A 22,664-nucleotide genomic window follows, 5' to 3' on the forward strand; every position below is an offset into this window, starting at 1 on the left:
TGCGGGATCAGACGCAGTGGTGGTGTCATAAGTGTGTGCTGTGCCTTGTGTGTCGGCGCATCAGCGCGTAAACCCGCCGCGATCGATACAAGGGGCGCATCATGCCTGTTTTGGTGATGAAATTCGGTGGCACCTCGGTGGCCACGCTGGACCGCATTCGGCGGGCCGCGAAACGTGTGGGGGTCGAGGTCGCCAAAGGCTACGATGTCATTGTCATCGTCTCTGCCATGTCCGGTAAAACCAATGAGCTGGTGGGCTGGGTGGGGGAAACCTCTCCGCTCTATGACGCGCGGGAATATGATGCGGTGGTGTCCTCCGGTGAGAATGTAACTGCGGGCCTGATGGCGCTGACCTTGCAGGAGATGGATGTGCCCGCGCGCAGCTGGCAGGGCTGGCAGGTGCCGGTCAAAACGACCTCGGCGCATTCCGCGGCGCGGATCGAGGAGATCCCGCCTGAAAATATCATGACCAAATTTGCGGAAGGCATGCGCGTGGCGGTGGTGTCAGGCTTTCAGGGGGTGAGCTCGGAGGGACGGATCACCACGCTTGGGCGGGGCGGCTCCGACACCACGGCGGTGGCCTTTGCCGCGGCGTTTGAAGCTGAGCGATGCGATATCTACACGGATGTGGATGGCGTTTACACGACCGATCCGCGGGTCTCGGCAAAGGCGCGTAAACTCGACAAGATCGCCTTTGAAGAGATGCTGGAGCTGGCCTCGCTGGGGGCGAAGGTGCTGCAGACACGGTCGGTTGAGCTGGCCATGCGCTACAAGGTGAAACTGCGCGTTCTGAGCAGTTTCGAAGAGCAATCAGATGACGCTGGCACATTGGTCTGCGATGAGGAGGAAATCATGGAAAGCAATGTTGTGGCCGGTGTGGCCTTTTCACGTGATGAGGCCAAGATGACCCTTGTGAGTGTCGCGGACCGTCCCGGGATCGCGGCAAGCATCTTCACCGCGCTGAGCGAAGGCGGGGTGAACGTCGATATGATCGTGCAGAACATCTCCGAGGACGGCCGCACCGATATGACCTGGTCCTGCCCCACCGATCAGGTGGCACGGGCACAAAAAGCTGTGGCGGACGCCAAGGCTGAGGGCATCATCAATTACCATGAGGTGATTGCCGACACCGATGTGGCAAAGATTTCCGTGGTGGGCATTGGCATGCGCAGCCATACCGGGGTTGCCGCAAAGATGTTCCAGGTGCTGAGTGCTGAAGGCATCAACATCAAGGTCATTACCACGTCAGAGATCAAGATTTCTGTTCTGATCGATCGGAAATACATGGAACTTGCTGTGCAGGCACTGCATGATGCCTTCGAGCTGGAAAAAGCGGCCTGAACGGCACAGCATGTGCAGATAATCGGCTGATTTGGGAGGATCGCACGCGTGGCTGAACGTCTTGAGACCGGCTCGCGGAAGCTGCTAGGGCGGCTGCGGGATGCGATGGCAGGTGACGTCGAAGGACAGGCGCGCCTGAACAGGATTACCCATTTGATCGCCGATAGCATGGGCTGCGAGGTCTGTTCGATCTATCTGTTCCGCGATGAGGACACGCTGGAGCTTTGTGCGACGGAAGGTCTCAATCAGGATGCGGTGCACCAGACCCGGATGAAGCTCGGCGAGGGCCTTGTGGGCATGGTGGCGCGCAGGCGTCAGGTCGTGAACACGGCGGATGCGCCGCAGACCAAGGGGTTCCGCTACATGCCGGAGACCGGCGAAGAGGTCTATTCCAGCTTTCTGGGCGTGCCGGTGCAGCGATTGGGCGAAGCGCTGGGCGTATTGGTGGTGCAATCGAGAAATGCACGGGAGTTCCTGCTGGACGAGGTCTACGCGCTGGAAGTTGTCGCTATGGTCCTGGCGGAGATGACGGAACTGGGCGCCTTTGTCGGTGAAGGCGCTGCGATGTCTGCGCGGCATTCGCAACCTGCGATGTTCCGCGGCACAGTCGGGCAGGAAGGTGCCGCTGAAGGGCATGTTTGGCTGCATGAACCGCGGGTGGTGGTCACGAACCCGATCGCGGATGATCCGCAGCGGGAGTTGGAGCGCCTGCGTGAGGGTGTGGAAGATCTGCGCGTCGGTGTCGACAAGATGCTGGAAATCGCTGGTAGCCATGACAAGGATCAGCAGCAGGTTCTGGAAGCCTATCGCATGTTTGCCAACTCCAAGGGCTGGATGCGGCGCATGGAGGAAGACATCGCGAATGGCCTGTCCGCCGAAGCGGCCGTGGAAAAAGAACAATCGCTGGCTCGGGCCCGCATCGGCCAGGTCACCGATAATTACCTGCGGGAACGCCTGAGCGACCTGGATGACCTCAGCAACCGGCTGCTGCGCATTCTGACCGGGCAGGGGGCAGATACCGGCGCGGAAATGCCGGCCGATCCGATCCTGATTGCGCGCAACATCGGCCCTGCGGAGCTTTTGGAATACGGGCGGTCGCTCAAGGGCATCGTGCTTGAGGAAGGCTCCGTCGGCAGCCATGCCGCCATTGTGGCCCGCGCCCTGGCCATTCCTTTGGTGGTTCATGCGAGCCGGGTGACCACCGAAGCGCTGAATGGTGATCACATCATGGTCGATGGTGAGCAGGGCATCGTGCATCTGCGCCCGGACGATACCGTGGTCACCGCGTTTCGCGACAAGATCGCCATGTTGGCTGCCGCGCAGGAGCGGTATGCCTCCATCCGCGACAAGCGCGCGGAAACGCTGGACGGTGCCGTCGTCTCTTTGCACATGAATGCAGGTTTGATGGCGGATTTGCCGTCATTGCCTAACTCGGGGGCCGAAGGCGTTGGCCTTTTCCGGACCGAACTGCAGTTTCTGGTGCGCAATCAGATGCCGCGCCGTGCTGAACTGGTCGCGCTCTATGCACGGGTGCTGGACGCCGCGCGGGGCAAGCGCGTGGTGTTCCGAACCTTGGACATCGGTTCCGACAAAGTGCTGCCCTATATGAAGCCCAACGATGAGCCAAACCCGGCCTTGGGCTGGCGTGCAATCCGTGTGGGGCTCGATAAGCCGGGCATCATGCGGATGCAATTGCAGGCGCTGATCCGGGCCGCAGACGGGCGGCCTTTGACCGTGATGTTCCCTTTTGTGGCGCAATTCGAAGAATATCGCGCTGCGCGCAAACTGATGGAAAAGACCCTCGCGGCTGAAGCGCGTCTGGGTCATGTGCTGCCGGAAACCGTTGAGGTGGGCGCGATGCTGGAAACGCCGAGCCTTGCCTTTGCGCCGATCAAGTTCTTTGAGGAAGTTGATTTCCTCTCGATTGGTGGCAATGACCTCAAGCAGTTCTTCTTTGCCGCTGACCGTGAAAACGAGCGTGTGCGACGTCGCTATGATACGCTGAACGTCTCCTTCCTGAGCTTTATCGAAGGGATCGTCGAACGCTGTGCGCTCACCAATACGCCCGTCTCATTTTGCGGTGAAGATGCCGGGCGTCCGGTCGAAGCCATGTGCCTTGCCGCTGTCGGTTTGCGCAGCTTGTCGATGCGCCCAGCCTCCATCGGGCCGGTCAAAAGCCTGCTACGGCGCAGCAACCTGCAGGAGGTGCGCAAGGTCATTTCCGATGCGCGGCATCGGGGTGAGATGTCGGTGCGCCCTTCGGTGATGGAGTGGCTGCGCAATCAGGGGTAGGGCCTGCGACATTCGGGTAGCGATTATCCGGCTTTAGACTTGACCGGATCGGAGGAGACGCTTGGCTTCGCTCGTGGTTTTCAATCTGCGCCGCAACAACTGCCATGCGTAGGGAGCCCCGGCGTCCGACGCAGAGTCCTCAAAGCTGTCTCTCACCACGATCCGAGTGATTGATGAAAACCCGGGTTTGCTCTGCGAGAACTCGGATGATCGCTTCACGGTATTTTTGTTTTCGGGCCACGAGGCCATCATGAGGCATTCGCAACCATGGTTCTGGCCGCGCGCCCGGCAGAAACGATGTAATCGGGGTCGTGATGAACGAGTACAGTGGAAAACGCCCCGTCCATGAGCAGAACGACATGCCTGGACAGTTCGTGCGGGTTATCCGAGTTTCGAGCCCGCAATTCTTCGTAAAGCCAAGCTTCGAAGTTCTTTTTGTGCGCAGCCCCGACTTTCATGGCTGGGTGGCCCGGCATGTTTGCCAACTCGGCCGCCGTTCGCAAAAAGCCGCAGCCTTTCCATTTAGGATGATGGGCAGATTGCGCCAGGTTCAGGAAAATCGCCTCAACCTTGTCCGCAAGCTCCCCCTCTGCCTCGTCAAACCATTTTCTGAAGAGTGCCAGATTAGGCTGGTCGCGCGACGCCAGATAGGCCGCAATCAGATCGTCCTTGCTCTTGAAGTGATAGTAAAGCGTCTTCTTTGTGATGCCAGCTCTTGCGGCAATGGCATCCACGCTCACAGCACGAATGCCCTCGCTATAAAATAGCCGGTTCGCTGCATCCAGGATACGGTCTTTTGCGGAGGGGTTTTCTGAGGCCATACATATGTATACTACTCAGTGAGTATACGTCAAATTCAAATCTCGGTAGGATTCTCGAAATCGAACGGAGATCCTCATGCCTGACCTAATAACATATGACAAAAAAGGGGCGATTGCCCTTCTCACCCTGAACCGACCCGAGAAACTGAACGCGCTCAATTACGCGACAAACGACCAATTACTCGCGTTGCTTGAAACAATAGAAACCGACCCGTCCATACGCGCGGTCGTTCTTACCGGTGCAGGCGAGCGTGCGTTTTCGGCGGGTGGGGACATTTACGAGTTTACCGAGAGTGTCAAAGCGGGGGTCGACGTCGCCGTCAGGGATTTCTGCAAAAGGGGGCAGACCATGACGGCCCGACTGGAAACCTTTCCCAAACCCATTGTCGCCGCCGTCAACGGAATTGCTTTCGGAGGTGGATGCGAGATTACGGAGGCCGTTCATCTGGCCGTTGCAAGCGAAGAAGCCCTTTTTGCGAAGCCGGAGATAAACATCGGGATACCGCCAACATTTGGCGGAACGCAGCGGTTGCCGCGTTTGGCGGGGCGAAAGCGCGCGCTGGAGTTGCTTCTGACCGGAGACACCTTCTCCCCCCAAAGGGCATATGAGATGGGGCTGGTGAACAAAGTTGTCCAGCATGACAAGCTGCTGCCAACCGCGTTTGATCTGGCAGAACGCATTATCCATCACTCACCCCTCGCGGCATCGCGGATCATCACCGCCGTGACCAGAGGGATCAATACGACAATCGATGAAGGGTTGCTCATCGAGCGCGAACAGTTCGCCAGGATGGCTGCGACCGATGATGTTCATGAAGGTTTGAGTGCGTGGATCAACCGGCGGACACCGCAATACACGGGAGCCTAGCGGATACTCGCGCGACGTGAGGTCTGATGAAGAAAGGCAGCGACGCCAAGAAGCAAACAGTCCGAACCTTCGCGGACGGTGTCAGACAAACGTTTGCGGCGAAGGCGGCAGGAAGGCAGGCTCTCGCGACCGATCTTGGCGAGTTCATTGATCTGCTGGGCGCCGCAAACTGGTCAGTCGAAGAACGGACGACCCCATCACCCGCAACGATGGCATATGCAGGATGCACTTGCGGCAGCCTATGCTGATGGCCCGTGTCTCATCGTGGATGCCTTACGACTTTGCATCGGCGTCATATTGCAATTTCGGCAAAGTTGCGCCGGTCCCGGCAGGGGCAAATTGATCAAACCCCACAGCGGCCTATACATCCAATCAACAGCATTTCACCCCAGCCCGGTGAGGCCCTTACATGAAAATGACCGACCATACATCATCCAACGCCTTGGAAAACCATAACACAGGACGACAGACCGTGTTCCCGAAACCATCACGCCGCGCCGTCCTTGTCGGATCGGCGGCATTTCTGGCTTTGGGTCTTTGGGATTGCGCCAGGTCCCGCACGACACCTGCCGCGCCCATGACCTTTGAGGGGCTCATCGAAAAGGCTCGCAACGCGGCCACTCAACCATTTCAGCCAGCCACCATCCCCGCGCCCGACCTTATCGAGAAGCTGGACTACAGCGCGCACTGGCAGATCCAGTTTCGTGAAGATGCAACGCTCTATGTCGGGAGAAACAGAGCGCCTGTGCAGTTTTTCCACCCGGGCCGATTTTTCCCTGAACCTGTTAAGATCCTCATTCGTGACCAGGCAGGCACCGCGCATGAGGTGCCGTTTGGCCCCGAGTTTTTCTCGATGCCGGAGGACAACCCCGCGCGTGATCTGCCCGAAGGGTTCGGCTTTGCCGGTTTCAGGATCATGCGTCCGGGACTTGAGCCAGATTGGATATCGTTTCTGGGCGCCTCCTACTTCCGCACGGATGGGCCCGAGGCGCAGTACGGGCTGTCAACGCGCGGCATCGCCGTCAATACCGGGCTGGACATGCCGGAGGAGTTTCCCCGTTTCACCGCGTTCTGGCTCGGCCCGCCCGAAGCCGAGAACGAAGAGCTCTCGGTCTGGGCGGAACTGGATGGCCCCTCGATCACCGGCGCCTACCGGTTCGGTCTTGTCCGCAATGCGGCGTTTGGCGGGCATCTGACACGCATATCCGCCCATCTCTTCCTGCGGGAGGGGATCGAACGCCTGGGCGTGGCGCCGCTCACCAGCATGTATTGGTATTCGGAGCGCGATCGCGCCGGAGGCGACGATTGGCGCCCCGAGATCCACGACAGCGATGGCCTCGCCATGGCGACCGGAAACGGCGAGCGGATTTGGCGCCCGCTGAGCAATCCTGCAAGCGTGACGACCTCGAGTTTCATGGACGAAAACCCCGCCGGTTTCGGGCTGATCCAGCGCGACCGTACTTTCGAAAATTATCAGGACGACGGCGTCTTCTACAATCGCCGCCCCTCCGCCTGGATCAGACCGATCGGCGATTGGGGACCCGGGCAAGTACAGCTCGTTCTGATCCCGACAGGTGACGAAACCTTTGACAACGTCGTCGCATATTGGGTGCCGGACGGCACAACGGAAAAGGGCGCGGCTTTCCATTTCGACTACGAGATCGAGTGGCGCGAAACGGATCCACTGCCTGATGGGGTGGCCCGTGTCATCGCCACGCGTCAGGGCGAGGGCGGCGTGCCGGGTGATCCACTGCCAGAAGGCGTTGCGAAGATGGTCGTCGATTTTGAGGGGCCATCCCTGAACGGACTCAACCGCGACAGCGGCGTGGTTCCGGTCATCGATGCCGTGAATGGTCGTATCCTCGAACCGATTGACGCCTATCCTGTCGTTGGAACGGATCACTGGCGGCTGATGTTCGATTTCGAACAAACGGGGCCCGAGCCCGTCAGTCTGCGCGCCTACCTGCAACACAAGGAACGCGCATTGACCGAAACCTGGCTGACGGATGCCTGGGTGGAGCGGGGTGGAGAGGGCTAAGCCGCCTGTCCACCTTGTTGCTGCGGCACCGTACCTGAACTAGCTGCTGTTGAGACGGGTCAGACCCATATCTGCCCCTGGCGCCGCACGGCGCTGGTAGAGGGACCAGAATTTGCTGACCCTTGTAAGTCTGAAGTGGCGCTCAAGGTAGGGTCCGTAGATCTGCTCCATCTTTTTGGTCGTCCCATCCGCAATAGGTTGCGTTGGGATCATGACCACATCGACACCGCCCAGCATCTCTTCGGCGGGCAGATGGAACTCCAGATCAAAGTTGCGGTTGGAATGCATCCACGCGGGGCCGCCCTCCGGCGGTGGCAATCCTGCAAGCGACGTGAAGGGGCTGACGAAATCCATGACGAGAACCCGCGACGCCGATGAATTGAGCGAGGCAAGCAGCGCCGATCCGCTGGCAAGGGTCTCTACGTAGTCGCTGTAAAAGTCGAAGTGATACTCGTCGAGAAGGTTGACGATCCGCAAATCCTTGCCATTCGGTGTTTCAAGCGCGACGCCCGCTTTTGTTGTGGCAATTGCAGTATGAACGCCAATCGCGGCAGCCGAGGAAAGCGCGATGGGCAAAAGCAGAACCATAACGGCAAAGGGCACGCCCTGGATGACCGTCTGCATCTTCCGAGATGGCGCGGGGTGCTGATCGCGGAGAAGTATCTCTGCTGCGACAGCGGCGCCGACCAGCATACTGACGATCCCGATGATCTGGAAATTCTGGTTGAGCAGCGCAAAACCCGCCGCCCCGCAAAAGCCGTAGAACAGAAAGTCCGTAAAGCGTGGTCGACGCCAGAGTGCCAGACCCGCGATCAGCACAAAAACCGCATATTCACCGGAGGTGTCCAGAAAGGAGCGCAGGTAAATGCCAGGCTCGATGACACCGCTGACCTGTGTGGCGACCAGCAGATCGGTAATATACGCCCGCGTACCGCCCCAGAAAGCCTCAACCACCAACCCGATCAGGACGCATAAGCCGATTGCGCCAAAAGCCCAGTGGCGCTGCGCCGGTTGCAGCAGCACCAAGATCAGAAAGCTAAAGGCAACCACACCGTAGGTCATCTTGGTATAGGTCAGCATCATCGTCAGTATCGCCGCCGCTGCGGCATCGAGCCAACCTTGCCCCCGCACCGCGCGCTCAGGCCGCAGGTGCATGACAAGCAGAATGCCCAAGAGGACCCAGCCGATACGATTGTAGAACATCGCGAAAGAGATCTTCGAAGGGATCTCGCCGGTATTCATCGGTGTGGCGAGCAAGAGCACAAGGAAGATGGCAAGCGGGACACCAATCAGCGGGTGCATCCTTGATCGCAAGACATGGATCATGATCGGCGCTGTCGCCAGCATCAGCGCGGCCATACCGACCGGCATCGCCATACCGAGCCGTCCGGTCAGCCAGTAGCCAAGTCCAGGCATGTAGTAGTTGATTGGCCCCAAAGCGGTGTGAAAATCCTGGTTCGGCACCTGACCGTGAACCACCCGATATGCACCGTCGAGGAAAATCAGAATGTCGTTGAAATACATTGATGTTGCGGTCGTTCCCGGCAGAACCAACAGAACGCTGCACATCACCGTGGTCACCAGCGTGGCCAGCGCAATGGGTGAGAAAAGACCGCTTATTCTGGACACCTGTGTCACCTCAAACCTTCAGCTTCTTGAAAACCAGCTCCGATGCGGTTTTCAGAATACCGACAAAATCCATGCCCGCCCTGCGGCTGTTGTTGCTCAAAGCTGGGCATCCTATCGACTGTTGCTGGCTCGAAAATACGTGCATCTTTCTGATAGTTCCTGTCGCATGACGTAATCTCGGCGACCGACGCGCCGGTCGCACACTCAAGTTCCGGTTCCACATCTGCGGTGTTCCTGACCGCCCAACCCATCCAAAAGCCTTGCGCGGCGTTGCCACGACACGCGGTTGATGACACGGTTGCAAAACCATCCTCGCAAAACCAAAAAGGTTGCAAACCGGTTCCACGAGCAGGTTTCGCATCGGCAGGGATGTGCCCAATTGAGAGGGCGATCGGCGGCAGAAGGCCGGAAAACGGGCCCCAACGACACTCACCCGGCAGAACGGATTGCCTGTGGGGCATCCCAAACCCTATCTAAACCTCAGTGTATCTCGGGATTCATTTCTCAGGGTGGCGACGAGGTTTAGCTCGCCAAATCGATTGCGCGTCAGGACATGCTCCAGCGCTGGCTGCGCACCCATCTGCAGACGTGATCCAAATACATCAAGCACCGTGGCATCGCTAACGGCTGGGAGGATTGTGATGAAAATACGAAATCGGCAAAGGCCCGTTAGCCTAAGGCGCTGGGGCATCACAGCACTTGCCGTGCTGTCGATCTGTGCTGGTGCGATGCTCCTGATGATAAAGCTGGACTTCGAAAATGTCGCACGCAGCGGCATCAATCACGAGATCGGGCGTCTGGTCGGCGAGGATTTGAAATTGCGCGGTGATGCCAGGGTGTCGATACGTCCGGATTTTCGTGTTGTGGTGACAGACCCGATGTTTGCAAGCGTCGACGGTGGCGGATCTAAAGAGTTTCTGAATGCGTCGCGGATCGAGGCGGGGCTCAGGATAGCGCCGCTGTTACTGGGGCGGGAGGAAATCGCGAGCCTACACCTGCACGGGCCTCACATCTCAATGGATCACATTGATGCGCCGGTTTTCCTGGGGTCGGGAATGCCTGGAACAGACAAGACCGACACGGAGGGCCGGAAGACACCAGTGACCATCGGCATCACGGAGGGCACCCTTGAATTCGCCGGTGACGCCGTCATCTCCGATCTGAACCTTTCCATCCGCCCCCGGACAGCGTCGGCGGGGATCTCTGTGAAAGGTGATTTCGTCACAGGGGCGCGGCGAACCTTTGTGGAACTGCAGTTGGACGATCCGCAAACCCTTTTTTCAGAAGGCGGGAGCAAGGGCACATTGTCTTTCGGCTTTGACACAATGGCGGCATCCGTTGAAGCTGATCCATCGGGCGCCGCATCCGAAAGCCGCGTTTTCACCGAACTGCGGCGTGTCCTTGACTACCTGAACCTATTCGGATCGGGACCCTTTTTGGTCGACGGGCAATTTGCCGTAACGCCCGGGGCGATCAGCGTTTCGAATGCAACCTTCTCGAAAGGCGGCATCGCACTGCAGGGCGATCTGGCCCTGCGCACCACCGCAGACACACCGATCTTTCCGCAAGTGCAGATGCTTCAAGTTTCGGCCGACACGGTGCTTTCCGAGGCGGTGCACAAGATAAGTTCGGGCAACTGGTCAGCGACACCGATCACAATAAGCTGGCTCAACGGATTGGAAATCGATCTTGATTTGGCGGGCCAGAATATTGCAGTCGGCGGGGCCGCATTCGATGCCGTAGCTATTTCGCTCCATACGCGTGACCACAACCTGTCGCTCGATGTGGCAGCGCAAAGCGAAACACTTGGTCGGCTTGAGGCAAGAACCGCGATCAACCCCGCAGCAGAGGTCACGCTGTCGGCTAGCCTATCCGATGCATCGGTCAGCGAGATCATGCAACCGATATCCCGCAGGATGCAGGCCCGGTTGATTGGCACGCTGCCGATGCCCGAGGGCGCGCTCAACGCCGAACTCAAACTGGCGGGGCAGGGTGACACGGCCGGTGAGATCTTCGAAAGCCTTGCCGGTTGGGTAACCGCCTCGATGGTGAACGGCAGCCTGACGGGGGCCGATGTGACGGCGACACTTGAGACACTGGCGCAGGGCCGTCAGTTCATGACCAAGGAAAAGGGCCCGCTTATTCCCGCCGCTGGCCGGACCCAATTCGACCTTATCGAGGGTCAGGTTGGTATCGAGGCCGGAACCGTGCAGATTTCGCGGCTGAATATCGTGGGCGAACGGCTCGAGATCGACATGCTGGGCGAAGTCGGCCTGAAAAGCGGCGCGATGTATGTCATGGGCAACGCGCAGCTCTCTGCCACGCCAGAGCCCGAAACAGAGCAGGTCGCCAGAAACGTCGATCTGCCTTTCGGGATCGGAGGGACGGTCTTTTCTCCCATGCTCGCGGCGGGCGTGCCGCAGTTTGAAATCGCGAGGCGCAGCACCGTCGCGCCCTTAACACGACCAGGAAGCACCATCCGAAATTAGGCCCAGTGTTCCGATGCCGGATGGCAGTTGCCCAAGGGTGTGATTGCCGAACAGGTCATGTGAAGCGAGAACGAGATGTCCACCAGCGCCCCGACCTCCCATCGATCCGCCTACCAGAGCCCCTGGTTGGTCATCGCAATTTTTCTCTTCTGGCTGACCTACTATGCAAGCCTTCTCTTTCCCGGGCTCGGGGGAATGCTGAATGCGGGGGATTCCGCCAAGTTCCAGACCCTGGGTCATACCTCCATTCTCGTCCATGGGCCGGGATACCCGTTTGTCCTGATGATCGGGACGGTTGTGCGGGCGCTGGATCTACCGTTTGAGCCCTGGCGCGTCATGACCATTGCTCTGGCTTCGCTGCCCGGCGCGCTGGCGAATGCAATGGCGTTCCTAATCGTTGGACGGCTGACCCGTAGCGCTCTCTTTGGCGTTTCGGCCGCATTTCTGCTGGGCAGTGCCGGTCTGATGGCCGTGCAATCGACCGAGGCAGAGGTCTACCCCCTTGCACTCGCCTTCATCCTTTCCACCGTGTTTGCGCTGATCCTCTTCATCGAGACAAAGCGGCCCTCCTATTTCATCATTGCCTGCGCGATCTACGCGCTGTCTTTCGGCAATCACCTCATGATGGTCATGCTGGCCCCGATCGGCCTGCTGGTGATGGCCACCCACCACCGCATTCTGTTGCGCCCGCGTGTTCTGCTTGCGGTTCTGGCGTTGCTCCTCGCCGGGGCGAGCCAGTATCTCTATCTGGCCTGGGTCACGCAGGCCCCATCGACCGCATATTCTGAATACCTGCCGCTGCCGCCGACGACATCGGAGCTGATCGACTACATCGCGGGGACCTACTTCGGCGATCTCTACGGCTCTGGCTTGCAATCCTTGCAGACCGCCTCGGTCCTGATGGGCACGCTCAGCCAGGCCCATCCGATGATCTCGCTGCCCCTCATCGGCTTTGGCCTGTTGGCTTTCGTGGCTGGTTGGCGTGGCCGCAATGCGGGCTGGATGGGCATCGCGCTTGTTCTGGGCACCGCATTGGCCTTCCTGCCGTTCATGATCTGGTATGGCGCCTACGATATTCAGGCCTTCCATCTGCCGGTTCTCGGCCCGCTTCTCATCGGTGCAATCGCAGCAATGGGCTGGTGGCTCGCGCGCTGGCCGAGGCTGCGACCTTGGCTCGGCGCGCTGCTTCTGGCCTTTGGCGTTCTGCGCACAGGTGAAATGGCAGGCTATCTGAGCGCCCGCGAACCCGACTACGCGGAACTGGTGAAAACACTGGACGTGGTGATGGCTCAGTCACCTGTCGATAACCCTGTCGTCTCCATGTCCTACGGGCTTCGAATGGCCACGCTCTATCACGAGTTGCTGGGGGACATACCTGCGCCCGCGATCTACCGCGTCACCTGGCGCACCGAAGATGCGATATCGGACCGCGACCCGTTGGAGCCGGTGGGGGGCATCGTCATTCCGACCGATGGGGAACAGATGTTGCGATGGATCGAACACCGCAATCCGCATCTGTCCTGCTCGACGCTCCCGATTGAGCAACCGGATCCGGTAATATGGCCCGCCTACGGTTTTGTCTGCGACCCGGCGGATACGTCGGCCAAATTGCCAGGCAACTGAACGCCCCGGTATTAGGGCGAGGCATCGCTCATAGGCATATTTTAGCCGTCAATCAAGATTTCTTACACTGCGTCATATGAGCAAAAATCCGCTTGATTTGCCGGCGCGTTCGCATCAAACATGGTTAACGGCTGTCGTACCGATTGGGAAAGCACCCGAGAAGTCCCGAATTCACAAGTGTCCCTGTTAACGAAGGTGCGTTACATTGCGTGTATCCTCTGCCCTGGCTGGCGTTTTTCTCTCCGTTTTCCTCTTCTCCTGTACCGCGCCCTTGCCGATGGCAATCGCTGAAATTGAGAATATGGATAGTGTCGATGTCATGGCGTTGTCGGAGGTTCAACAGCCGGACGAACTGTTGCAAACATCTGTCCCGCTAGGGTTGCGCATCGTGGATACCGAGGTTGTAAATCAACTGACGGGATCAAATTCCGCGAATGCCACCGACACGCGCTGGAACGTGCACGGTACCGACCTGGGCCATATGTTCACCCACAAGGACCAACTGTACATGGTTTTCGGTGACACCTACGGACCAGACGGTGGCGATTGGCGCAGCAATACCATTGCCCGGATCGCGGACCCCGATCCCGCGAAGGGTTTTTCCATCGCCGCCATGGTCGAAGGCGCGACGGGCGCCGCAAAAGAAATCATCCGTTCGGCGAAGGTGCCGGGCTTTGAATGGACCGTCATCCCGACAAATGGCATCTCGCTTGGGGACCGGATGGTTCTTCACTACATGTCCGTGCGCATGTGGGGCGCTGACGACAAGTGGTATGTACGCCGCTCGGGCCTCGCCTATTCCGATGACGACGGTCAGAACTGGACGCGGTCCGAAACAGCAATCTGGCCTGCAGGCACGGGCTTTGAGCAGGTGGCCTATGTCGAGAACGACGCGATGATCTATGTGTTCGGCATTCCGCAAGGGCGTTTCGGTGGCGTGCGGCTTGGCCGCGTGACGCCTGAGGACGTTCTCGATCCTACCGCATACAGCTATTGGGACGGGCACGCTTGGTCGACCAATGTGCACGCGGCCAAAGCAGTGGTTCCAGCCCCCGCGGGCGAGCTATCGGTGGCGTGGAGCGATGCGCACCAGTCTTGGCTGATGATGTATCTGGATCCCGTTGAAAGAGCGGTTATTCTGCGAACTGCGCCAACCATGACCGGCCCCTGGAGCGCCCCTCAGATCGTTGCGCATGCCGATGACTATCCTGGCCTCTATGCGCCCTACATCGTCCCGGGTCTGGATATCGACGACGCTGTCTATTTCACGATGTCGCGTTGGAAGCCTATCTACAACGTCTTCTTAATGAAGGCTGAACTCGAAACTCAGGCCGTGGACCTCGCAGCCGTCGAGACGGCTGGGCCGGACTTTACGTTGAACCAGACTGAAGAGTAACAATTCCGCTAGGGTGACCCCTCCTCTTGCAGGGGAGCTGTTTAATTGACTTGGTAAAGACCACACATTTTGTGGCGGGTAGCTCTGCTGTGGGTAGGGCGAGGGCCAAGAGGAGGGCAGGGACCCAGGAAATCCGGAACCGGAACAAGAGCAGAACGAAGCATGAATGGGTAGGCAGGCGGGTAGAAACCATCTCTACCCAACCCCAGATGTGCGCTAAGTAATTGAAACTAAATGGAGGCGAGTACCGGAATCGAACCGGTGTACACGGATTTGCAATCCTATGTAGCGTGCTGTTTTTACGGTACTTCTATGTAAAATGAGCCATAAGGTACCCGATAAGCATCAATGGGTTGGTTGTATTCTGTACAACGGGTCTCCGGACAGGAGCACTGCCTCCGCGAAGGCGAAAAGGTAGTAATTGTGAGATCAGATTCCCCAGTTTTGCGGGGTTTGAGACCAATTGAGATCGCTACAAATCGATTGAATTGTTGCGGTATCGTTGCGACAGATCCGCCGCGGCCTCCTCGAGGATTGTAAGGTCAAGCCACCGTGATCGCCCGCTCACGCGGGGCGATCCTTACCGGGCCTCGCCACCGCCGCCCGCTGCCGGGAAACGCTTCCGGTGCGCCAATAAGAGGAAGAGACCTGCGCCTCCAAGCGTCAATCGACGCCGCATATGCGTGGTGCCTTCCCGGTCGCACCCAACATGTCGCGCGTCGTTCGCTTGGCGTCGATAATTGTTCGCCTCCAGCGAACAATCAGGAGCGGGGGTCTGACGGCAAAGAATCCCGGAGCAAATTGAAAGTCAGCGGCCCAGCTTGCGCGAACCTTTTTATTGTTGGGTCACCGATTTCATCGGACAATGCCGACGAAACTCGTGCCAACCAAGAAAGCGCCTCATCCGGACCAGCGGGTTCAGGCACGCCTAGTCGATCAAGCTCCTTCGCGAAGTACTCGAAATCTGACTTGCCCCCCGGATCGTTAACCGGGTCATATCCAAGTGTGGCAGCAGCCCTTCGACCCTTGGCAAAATCACCACCGGGTCCGCCTATGGCCAACGCGGCCAAGGCATCACACATGCCCGCAAGTGCTTTGTGACGATTATCTGCTGTAACAGTTGTCTTCGGGGTGTCGCAGAGCGAAAACGCGGCAAGCCATGCATTTTCGGCAAAGCCTTGTCGGGTTCGTAGATTGCCAGCACAGGCCGCCCATTCGAAGAAGAACCCTCGAATGTTTCGAGCACTGTCTACCTTTTTAGGGATTTCCGGTACCATGTCCTTCAAGAGATTAAAGGCTTCCTCTCTGTATCCAGCTTGCCTCAAAGCGGCTGCAAGATCACAGACAACATCCATACGCTCAGGCTGCGCTGCAACAGCCGCCTCGGCGGCCGAAAGGCTAATCTCGTCTCTGCGAGTTTTCGGAATCTCGCTTGGCAGCGTTCGTGTAAGTTTGGCCGAGCCGTTCATGACCCCTGTGTGGAATGCGGGTTCGAACCGATGGCTGTGTCCGACTTCAACGGTAGCTCTTATCAACCTAGCCCAATACTCGCCTATATCGGTCCCTAAGCGATTCTCCGCTGCGGTCAATACAGATTGAGCTACTCGCTTATGCCGCGACAGAATGTGTCCACGGCTTTGCCCGGCACCCATTTCTTGCCCCAGCATCGCAGTAACACCAGAACTCAATTGGCCAACATGCAAATCGCAAATCGCAGCCAAGACGTGTTTGTCTATGCCCGGCATACCGACGGCATGACAGTTCGCGATGTATAGCAACGCGTCGTAGAGGGTGCCCGATCCGCCATCTATTTCCCGATGGCGCAAGGGTTCAATCAGCGCAACGACATGGTCAACCAGCGCTGGTCCGGAGAACCGCGTTTCGAGCAAACCACCGAAGAAACTGCCGTCTCCGCCTTTGACATCTTGCGCCTTCGTCGCCGCAATGAGCTTCTTGATGCGCTCATCCCGAGAGTTCGCGGCCATCAGGCTCCGTAGTCCGGCATCCCCCTGTTCGCTCCAAGCATCGACGACAAGTTCTGCGTCGCCTTGCTCGATACCGCCAAGCACAAGGTCGCCGAGTCGGTTCAGCCGCCCACTCCATCCTTTTTGGTCGCCATTTTCTTTAAGCCAGTCGGTGTCACGCGCAGCCAGCAAGAAGGTAACATTGTGCCGTCCTGCTTCGTGCAGGCGCACAGCACATTGCCAGAGATCATCGATAAATCCCTCAGCCTCATCGGCGACAAGCAACCAATGATGAGCGGGATCAAGGGAAGCTACCACATCCGGGTTCAGTCCCGCATCGGGTGAAGGCCGATGCAGCACCACGCAGTCGCGTTCTCGTGCCGCCGCAACCGCTGCCTGCAACAACACGGTTGACTTGCCTTCGCCACCCGCCGAGCGAACCAGTTGCATGGTGCAGCCGGCTGTGTTGGAAAGCCCTTGGTCGACCCTGTCAACAAGTGTCGCAGAATGGCTTAGCCTTGGGATCAGGGGGCTGATTGCATGCCGCAACGTTGGGACGGCCCCGTCAAAAAACCGAACCGCTTCCTCGCCTGTCAGAGGATCAAAGGCATCAAGTCGTTCCTTCGACACTACTTCCCACCCAGCAAGTGGTGAAGTCTCAATTGCCGACCGCGTTGCGGAATCGAAACCGAGATCAGCGATCAGTTCATCAAAGAAAGTGTGGCAGTTGATGCCGTGGAAGAACGTGATCCGCTCTTGCTGAACTCCGCCTTTGAATTTCGCGAATAGCGCCGCGTTCTGTTCCCTGATTTCTGCCGGGCTGCCGTTGTAGAAGCACCACGTGACGGTTCCACTAAACGTGTCCGAACTGAGGCAGTTGGCGAGCGCGGACGTGAAGATATCGTCCCATCCGCTATATGCCATAACCACAAGGTTGGTTTGGTGCAGATGCTTTTCTAAGGACGCTTGGAGTTGTGCCCGCTTGGCTTCAAGCTGTTGGGGACTGTGCAGCGTTGGCGAGTCCCGCCAATAACCGTGAAGATGGAATATATTGACGTCATCTTGAGCCACGCTGATCGGTGCGTTTAACGAACCTTCTTGCGGTATGGTGTATGGCTGGTAGCGAATGCCTTGAGATTTAAGCGCAAGCCCCATCATTGGATCGAAATTTGTAGTGAAGACTGGTCCTGAGAACCTGTTCGAATCGAGCTTGATCAGATGAGCTAGCCCACGCTGCCCTTGTGTGATGCTCCATTCAGCAGGATCGCCGTCAGAACCGCTACGCGGATCGAGGTTAGGAGCGCCTGCCTTGCGTGCGGACAGAACGGCATTTTGTACGATCTCTGTGACGACGTCGGCATCAAGGACGCTGAAAACAAAGCTCATCGCCGCTTGGTATTGCTCCGCAGCATCCTCACCCGAAAGACGCGCTTCGAGTTCTTCTGAAAACTTCGGCCCTTCAATCGCAACGCGTTCGCGGATCAGCTCAATGAATCCATTCACGGGAGGTACGCCGAGACCGGCGTTCCAAGAAAACGGAGCACCGACTAAAAAACTCGCTGGCTTCCCATTGGTGCGGCCTAGCTTCAACTTCAAAGCTGAGATATCGTGGATATTTGGGCTCATAGCGGGACTTTGCCATGCGTCCTTGTATTGTTCGAGCCCTAAATGTGCGCGAGCTTCGGTATCGGCAGTGTTTTTTGACGAAACCCTGCCTTTCAAATCTGTAAGCCGCTGATGTCCATTTCAGCCACGCAGAAATGATCGTTTTTGAGAGTTGGTTGATCGCTGCTTCCTGACTGGCTAAGAAGGTGGCATATTTCTCTCAAAACGCTCTCTTGTAATATAGTCTCTCAATGCACATTTATGCGATGAGTTATGAGAGGAATTTGTATGTTGATTGGATACGCTCGGGTTTCGACCCAAGACCAAGACCCAGAACTTCAGGTTGATGCACTCAAACGGGCTGGTTGCGACAAGATATTTACAGAAAAGGCGAGCGGGGCGCAGCGTGACCGCCCAAAGCTGGCTGCAGCGCTTGAATATGCCCGCGATGGTGACACGATCGTTGTTTGGAAACTCGACCGTTTGGCCCGCTCCTTGAAACAGTTGATCGAGACAGTCGAGAACCTCGAAGAGCGTGGGGTCGGTTTCAAGTCAATCACCGAAACCATCGATACGACCTCATCCGGTGGGAAATTGGTGTTCACGATCTTCGCAGGGCTTGCAGAGTTCGAACGCTCAATCATTCAAGAACGAACGCGTGCCGGTTTGGCGGCGGCCCGCTCACGCGGGCGCATTGGTGGGCGACCAAGATCCGTAACTGACGAAGACATTGCCGCCGCCAAAGCACTCCTGAAAGACCCCGACATTACAGTGCGTAAAGTCGCTGAGCGGATTGGCTGTTCAGAAGCAACACTCTACCGCTACCTACCGAGCGCAAGAGCGAATGCCTGACAGCCCGCGTCAGCGGGCAAGCTATGAGTGCTTTTCCGAAACCTGTTTACGACGGCGCGTACTTTTTCAGTTCGTCAATATACAGGCGCTCGCTTTCATCTTTGAACGTGGGCTTGTTTTCTGCCAGCGCTGCCAGTTTCTCGAAGATGTTGGAATAAACTATCTTGTGCACCTCGTTTGAAAGCTCGTTCTCAGAAGGGTCGTCCATCTGAGCATCATTTTCGAGGTACATGTTCAGCAAGCTGAGCAGGGCGTGTTTGTCGATGCTGTCAATTTCAAACCAATCGCCGTCAGCAACCTTGCGGAAATAACCGCATCCGTTGTCAATTTTTAAGATTTTCATAGGTTATGCCCCGTTGCTCGTACGCTTCAACACCCGCATCTAAGCTGCCCAGCAGAACGTCGCGCGTCAGGAGTTCGTGGCCATCGGTGGAAGTCAATTTCTTACTTGTAGGATGCCCTGAGTACAGCCGAAATTTGATTTCGCCGTCTGAGAGTTCTTTTCTTGTGCAGATCAGATAGTCGGGCTGAATCGAAGCTCCCACAGTGTTGTTGTGTGTGACAATAACTACAGGCATTTTGTGAGACATTGCCTTTATGAGTTCGTTCACGTCCTCTTTGAGAAAGTTGTTGTCGAATGAAGACTCTGGTTCATCAATCAGAAGGACTTCTGCTCCTTCCGCACCTTCGATTTGATCCAACAAAAAGAATTCAGAACGTTCTCCGCCCGAGGCCTCAAGCCCATCTCGGTTAAGGATCTTGTAGTCAACTTTCACCAAGAACTTACTGAGTTCTGCCGCAGTTACCGGGTCTCCAATTTTCCTGAGCTCTTGGAGAAAGGCATAGGGTTCATCGTATTTTTGAAATGCCGCACTAAAGCTCCGATTAGATCTCGAGGCCTCTTTTAACTCACCAGCGCGTCTGAACGGACCAACTTGCGCTACAACCTCGAAACCCTGTTTTCTCTTCCTTAGTGGGGTTTTGGGTTGACGGGCCAATGTGACCACTTCTTCGAATTTTGACACCTTGCGCTTGTTTAACTCTACTTTGATTAGGTCAAGCTCCGCGATTTTTGGGGCCGAGGACTTCCTTTGCAGTTTTGACTTTACGTCTTGAACAAGAGCATTGACCCAGTTCTTCTTTGCGTTTGCTTCTTCCTGCGTGCAGTAGACACGCATCAGCTCAACATAGAGAGCTTCAAGCGCGTCGGTGTCGAGGTGTTTATCGATAACCTCTCGATACTCAACATTTCGCAACAGATGCTTAGTGGATGCAATGAGCTGGCGCAGCCCGTCCAAGTTCTTCTTTGTAAGCGCGTCTTCGTTGTATAGCTTTGCCTTGGAAAATGCGTCGTGCTTGCTGGTCTCCCGGGCATATTCCAGAAGGCTAGTCACGTAGTCTTCCACAGATGCTAGATCGGCAACAGTGTCGATATCTAGGACGTCCTCAACTACCTTCTGGAGGTCGGCTAGATAGTCTTTTGAAAATATGCTGGTTCTTTCGCTTAGGAAATCTTTGAATTTTTTTTCGTCTTCGGCTTCGTTTCGGGCAACCAAGTCGAATTGCCGCACGAATTTGCCGTTATCTTCGCCAAACCAGTCAGAAATCCTTTGAAGAGTGTGGGATTTTCCTGACGACCGATCCCCCAAGACAACATTGAGTCCTGTTGAAAGGCTCTGTCCATCTGGGAAAATTTGAAACAGCTTGTTGCCATCTGCTTCGGTCAAAGCGACTTTGTTCTTGTCTCGAAGTACCTCGCGTAGGGTTCCAAAAGACACTTCGCTGCAATCCAAGTATGTTTGACGTGTCGGCAGTGGGTTCAGATCAGCAGACATTCTGCAATCGCTGAAATAGACCGGGACAAGCTTGTCTGCATCCTTGATGCAAGAGACAAACTTTTTAGGGCTGCTGACTTCGCCCGCTGTTATGTAGCTCGCGAGCTTGGCGAGCAGGTCTTGACTGATTTTTGGATCTTTCAGGTAGTGCGGTATCAAGATGTACTGATTCAGATCTCCAAATATCCTCGTGAAATCATCATAGGGTAAGGTCGACTTCGTCGAATTCCATTTGAAGCTCACTTCAGCACATCGTTGGTCGAAATCATCTAAGTTGTGCCCGTCAGAAAGAACGAGGATTTGGCACTTTTCGACGTCTACTTCGATGCCGGGGAGGACAAGAACGTCTACACAACCTCTGATGTGTTCAAACTGGGGTTTGTCGAACAAATTGTGGTTGGTTACCGCTATACAGTCGAGACCGGCATTGGTGATGTACTCTTTCAGGCGATCTTCGCTGAACCCAAATGCTCGATCTTGATTGCTTGTCTTTGTGTGTATGTGAAGATCAACTTTTTGCATGCCAAAAAATTCTAAGAGTGAATATGCGTTTCCGATTTTGACGCGTTAGACGCGCAAGCATACCGTAGCGATCCGTTCCACTTCAACAACCGTGCTTTTCAACGGACACCATTGATGTCAAATTTAGTCCTGATTTCTGTTGAGGGATTTGCGTTAAATAACAGGAGGTTGCCATTGGGTGGCAAGAAATGTGAACTTTCTTCAAGTTAACATGGTGCCTGTCGGAGGCTACTGTGGCGACAAAACCAGCCCCCCTACCTCCCCCGATGGGACCCCGAGAAATTCAGATTTTATGCGATGATCCCCAGAATACTTCCGGATCCTGTTGATCCAAAGAATCCTAGGATGAACTTCAGAGCGCACGACGACACACACACCGGCTAACACACACCGTTCAAAGTTATGGGCCCACAGGATGGTGGATACATTGGACGTGATAGTCGATAGATAGGTTGAAACAATTCGTGGGAAGGGAGCCGAATAATAATCGATGGGACGAGAAACGTCATCCGGTCAACCTACCGACTACATCTCTCTCGCCTATGCGATGCACTGCATGTTGTCTGGAGAAAACTTCGATTCAGATGCAGCCAAGCCAACGATAAAGCATCAGTTTCCAGCTCAAGATCCAGCGTTTGAGAGACTGTTGCGGGATTTGATGGACGAAAAGCTCTGCGCCTTTGGTATATTGAGCGTAGTCGACGTCGATCTACCCGCTCTCGAGGGGCATATCGTTTCTGATGATGTTCGACTGGCCTGTCTGAACTGGCGGCAGAAGGGTGAAATCATCCTAGCTAGTGGAAACGAAGCCGAACCTACCAAAGTGCCGCCTGCGGCTTGGTGGAATGATGGGGTAATCTGGGAACAATCGATCTTGCGGGTGAACGACCCCGATCAGTTTGAAGACCGTGTCGGCAGCTTGGATGTTGAACGACATGTGCCGCAGTGGCCTAACCGCCCGTATGATTTTGAACGTGCAATCTGCTTCACAGAAATCAAGTTCAGATTGGCCGAAATCATTGCTTGGTCAAATTTGACTCACACGAGGACCGAGAAGGCGAAGAAAGCTAATTCCAGAGGTGCTGGAATGAAGCAGACGGAAGACTATCCAGCAATAGAAGCACGTCTTTGGGAGCTAATCGATCAAGGAAAGGAATGGGCGAACTGGTCGATGGTGTGGGCGGATGTCCGAGACCTATTCAGGGATCCGGATGCTCAAGAAGAAAGTGAACAACCATCCAAGAAACTCACAGAGCACCTCAAAGCAAATGCAACAAGACTTCACAGCGCGCTACGCGCGCGCATCGAAACAGTGAAGAGACGGCGAGGTTGAATTATCCATTGAGGTCAATCTCTTAATCTTCGTTAGAAGAGATTAATCCGCTCTTAG

Annotated in this window: 15 protein-coding genes; 9 read left to right on the forward strand and 6 right to left on the reverse strand. The window is 56.4% G+C overall.

Annotated elements, in window-relative coordinates; genetic code table 11:
• Positions 1–101 precede the first annotated feature (101 nt).
• A complete protein-coding gene (locus Q1A20_RS17250; RefSeq protein WP_299406150.1) occupies positions 102–1,340 on the forward strand; it encodes an aspartate kinase in 1,239 nt (412 codons plus the stop codon).
• A 48-nt stretch (positions 1,341–1,388) separates the two neighbouring features.
• A complete protein-coding gene (ptsP, locus tag Q1A20_RS17255; protein WP_299406147.1) occupies positions 1,389–3,632 on the forward strand; it encodes a phosphoenolpyruvate--protein phosphotransferase in 2,244 nt (747 codons plus the stop codon).
• Between the two features lie 248 nt (positions 3,633–3,880).
• Here ptsP and Q1A20_RS17260 read toward each other — a convergent pair whose 3' ends face one another.
• Positions 3,881–4,453 carry a TetR/AcrR family transcriptional regulator gene (locus tag Q1A20_RS17260; RefSeq protein WP_299406145.1) on the reverse strand — a complete coding sequence of 191 codons (573 nt, stop codon included), beginning with the start codon at positions 4,451–4,453 and terminating at the stop codon, positions 3,881–3,883.
• A gap of 76 nt (positions 4,454–4,529) precedes the next feature.
• On the opposite strand from Q1A20_RS17260, the gene Q1A20_RS17265 reads away from it, so the two are divergent.
• Both Q1A20_RS17265 and Q1A20_RS17270 read left to right on the forward strand, forming a co-directional pair.
• Positions 4,530–5,321: a crotonase/enoyl-CoA hydratase family protein gene (locus Q1A20_RS17265; RefSeq protein ID WP_299917820.1), complete on the forward strand. Its 792-nt coding sequence runs from the start codon at positions 4,530–4,532 to the stop codon at positions 5,319–5,321.
• Between the two features lie 409 nt (positions 5,322–5,730).
• The gene (locus tag Q1A20_RS17270; protein WP_299917822.1) at positions 5,731–7,359 is read left to right on the forward strand and encodes a glucan biosynthesis protein; all 1,629 of its coding nucleotides are present in this window, start codon (positions 5,731–5,733) and stop codon (positions 7,357–7,359) included.
• Positions 7,360–7,398: 39 nt separating this feature from the next.
• Here the strand turns inward: Q1A20_RS17270 and Q1A20_RS17275 are convergent, their stop codons facing one another.
• Both Q1A20_RS17275 and Q1A20_RS17280 read right to left on the reverse strand, forming a co-directional pair.
• Positions 7,399–8,988 (reverse strand): hypothetical protein, encoded by a 1,590-nt coding sequence (locus Q1A20_RS17275; RefSeq protein WP_299917823.1) that lies wholly within the window; start codon positions 8,986–8,988, stop codon positions 7,399–7,401.
• Positions 8,989–8,993: 5 nt separating this feature from the next.
• The gene (locus Q1A20_RS17280) at positions 8,994–9,449 is read right to left on the reverse strand and encodes a hypothetical protein (protein ID WP_299917824.1); all 456 of its coding nucleotides are present in this window, start codon (positions 9,447–9,449) and stop codon (positions 8,994–8,996) included.
• A 180-nt stretch (positions 9,450–9,629) separates the two neighbouring features.
• Between Q1A20_RS17280 and Q1A20_RS17285 the strand changes: the two genes are divergently transcribed.
• The 3 genes from Q1A20_RS17285 to Q1A20_RS17295 all read left to right on the forward strand — a co-directional run bounded on the left by Q1A20_RS17285 (position 9,630) and on the right by Q1A20_RS17295 (position 14,496).
• Positions 9,630–11,477, forward strand: a complete 1,848-nt coding sequence (locus Q1A20_RS17285; protein WP_299917827.1) for an AsmA family protein — start codon at positions 9,630–9,632, stop codon at positions 11,475–11,477.
• Positions 11,478–11,552: 75 nt separating this feature from the next.
• Positions 11,553–13,100: a DUF2723 domain-containing protein gene (locus Q1A20_RS17290; RefSeq protein ID WP_299917829.1), complete on the forward strand. Its 1,548-nt coding sequence runs from the start codon at positions 11,553–11,555 to the stop codon at positions 13,098–13,100.
• Between the two features lie 205 nt (positions 13,101–13,305).
• Positions 13,306–14,496: a DUF4185 domain-containing protein gene (locus tag Q1A20_RS17295; protein WP_299917831.1), complete on the forward strand. Its 1,191-nt coding sequence runs from the start codon at positions 13,306–13,308 to the stop codon at positions 14,494–14,496.
• Between the two features lie 761 nt (positions 14,497–15,257).
• On the opposite strand, the gene Q1A20_RS17300 is transcribed toward Q1A20_RS17295, so the two are convergent.
• Positions 15,258–18,086, reverse strand: a complete 2,829-nt coding sequence (locus Q1A20_RS17300) for an SIR2 family protein (RefSeq protein ID WP_299406122.1) — start codon at positions 18,084–18,086, stop codon at positions 15,258–15,260.
• Between the two features lie 267 nt (positions 18,087–18,353).
• On the opposite strand from Q1A20_RS17300, the gene Q1A20_RS17305 reads away from it, so the two are divergent.
• Positions 18,354–18,917: a recombinase family protein gene (locus Q1A20_RS17305; RefSeq protein ID WP_299406120.1), complete on the forward strand. Its 564-nt coding sequence runs from the start codon at positions 18,354–18,356 to the stop codon at positions 18,915–18,917.
• A gap of 46 nt (positions 18,918–18,963) precedes the next feature.
• Here the strand turns inward: Q1A20_RS17305 and Q1A20_RS17310 are convergent, their stop codons facing one another.
• Positions 18,964–19,260 carry a hypothetical protein gene (locus Q1A20_RS17310; RefSeq protein ID WP_299406117.1) on the reverse strand — a complete coding sequence of 99 codons (297 nt, stop codon included), beginning with the start codon at positions 19,258–19,260 and terminating at the stop codon, positions 18,964–18,966.
• Positions 19,241–21,274 carry a hypothetical protein gene (locus tag Q1A20_RS17315; RefSeq protein WP_299406115.1) on the reverse strand — a complete coding sequence of 678 codons (2,034 nt, stop codon included), beginning with the start codon at positions 21,272–21,274 and terminating at the stop codon, positions 19,241–19,243. The genes Q1A20_RS17310 and Q1A20_RS17315 overlap by 20 nt, the downstream gene beginning before the upstream one ends.
• 490 nt (positions 21,275–21,764) lie before the next feature.
• Here Q1A20_RS17315 and Q1A20_RS17320 point away from each other — a divergent pair, with 490 nt between their 5' ends.
• Positions 21,765–22,607 (forward strand): hypothetical protein, encoded by an 843-nt coding sequence (locus tag Q1A20_RS17320; RefSeq protein WP_299917834.1) that lies wholly within the window; start codon positions 21,765–21,767, stop codon positions 22,605–22,607.
• Positions 22,608–22,664 lie beyond the last annotated feature (57 nt).

This window comes from uncultured Roseobacter sp. (genome assembly GCF_947501835.1).
Taxonomy (GTDB): domain Bacteria; phylum Pseudomonadota; class Alphaproteobacteria; order Rhodobacterales; family Rhodobacteraceae; genus Roseobacter.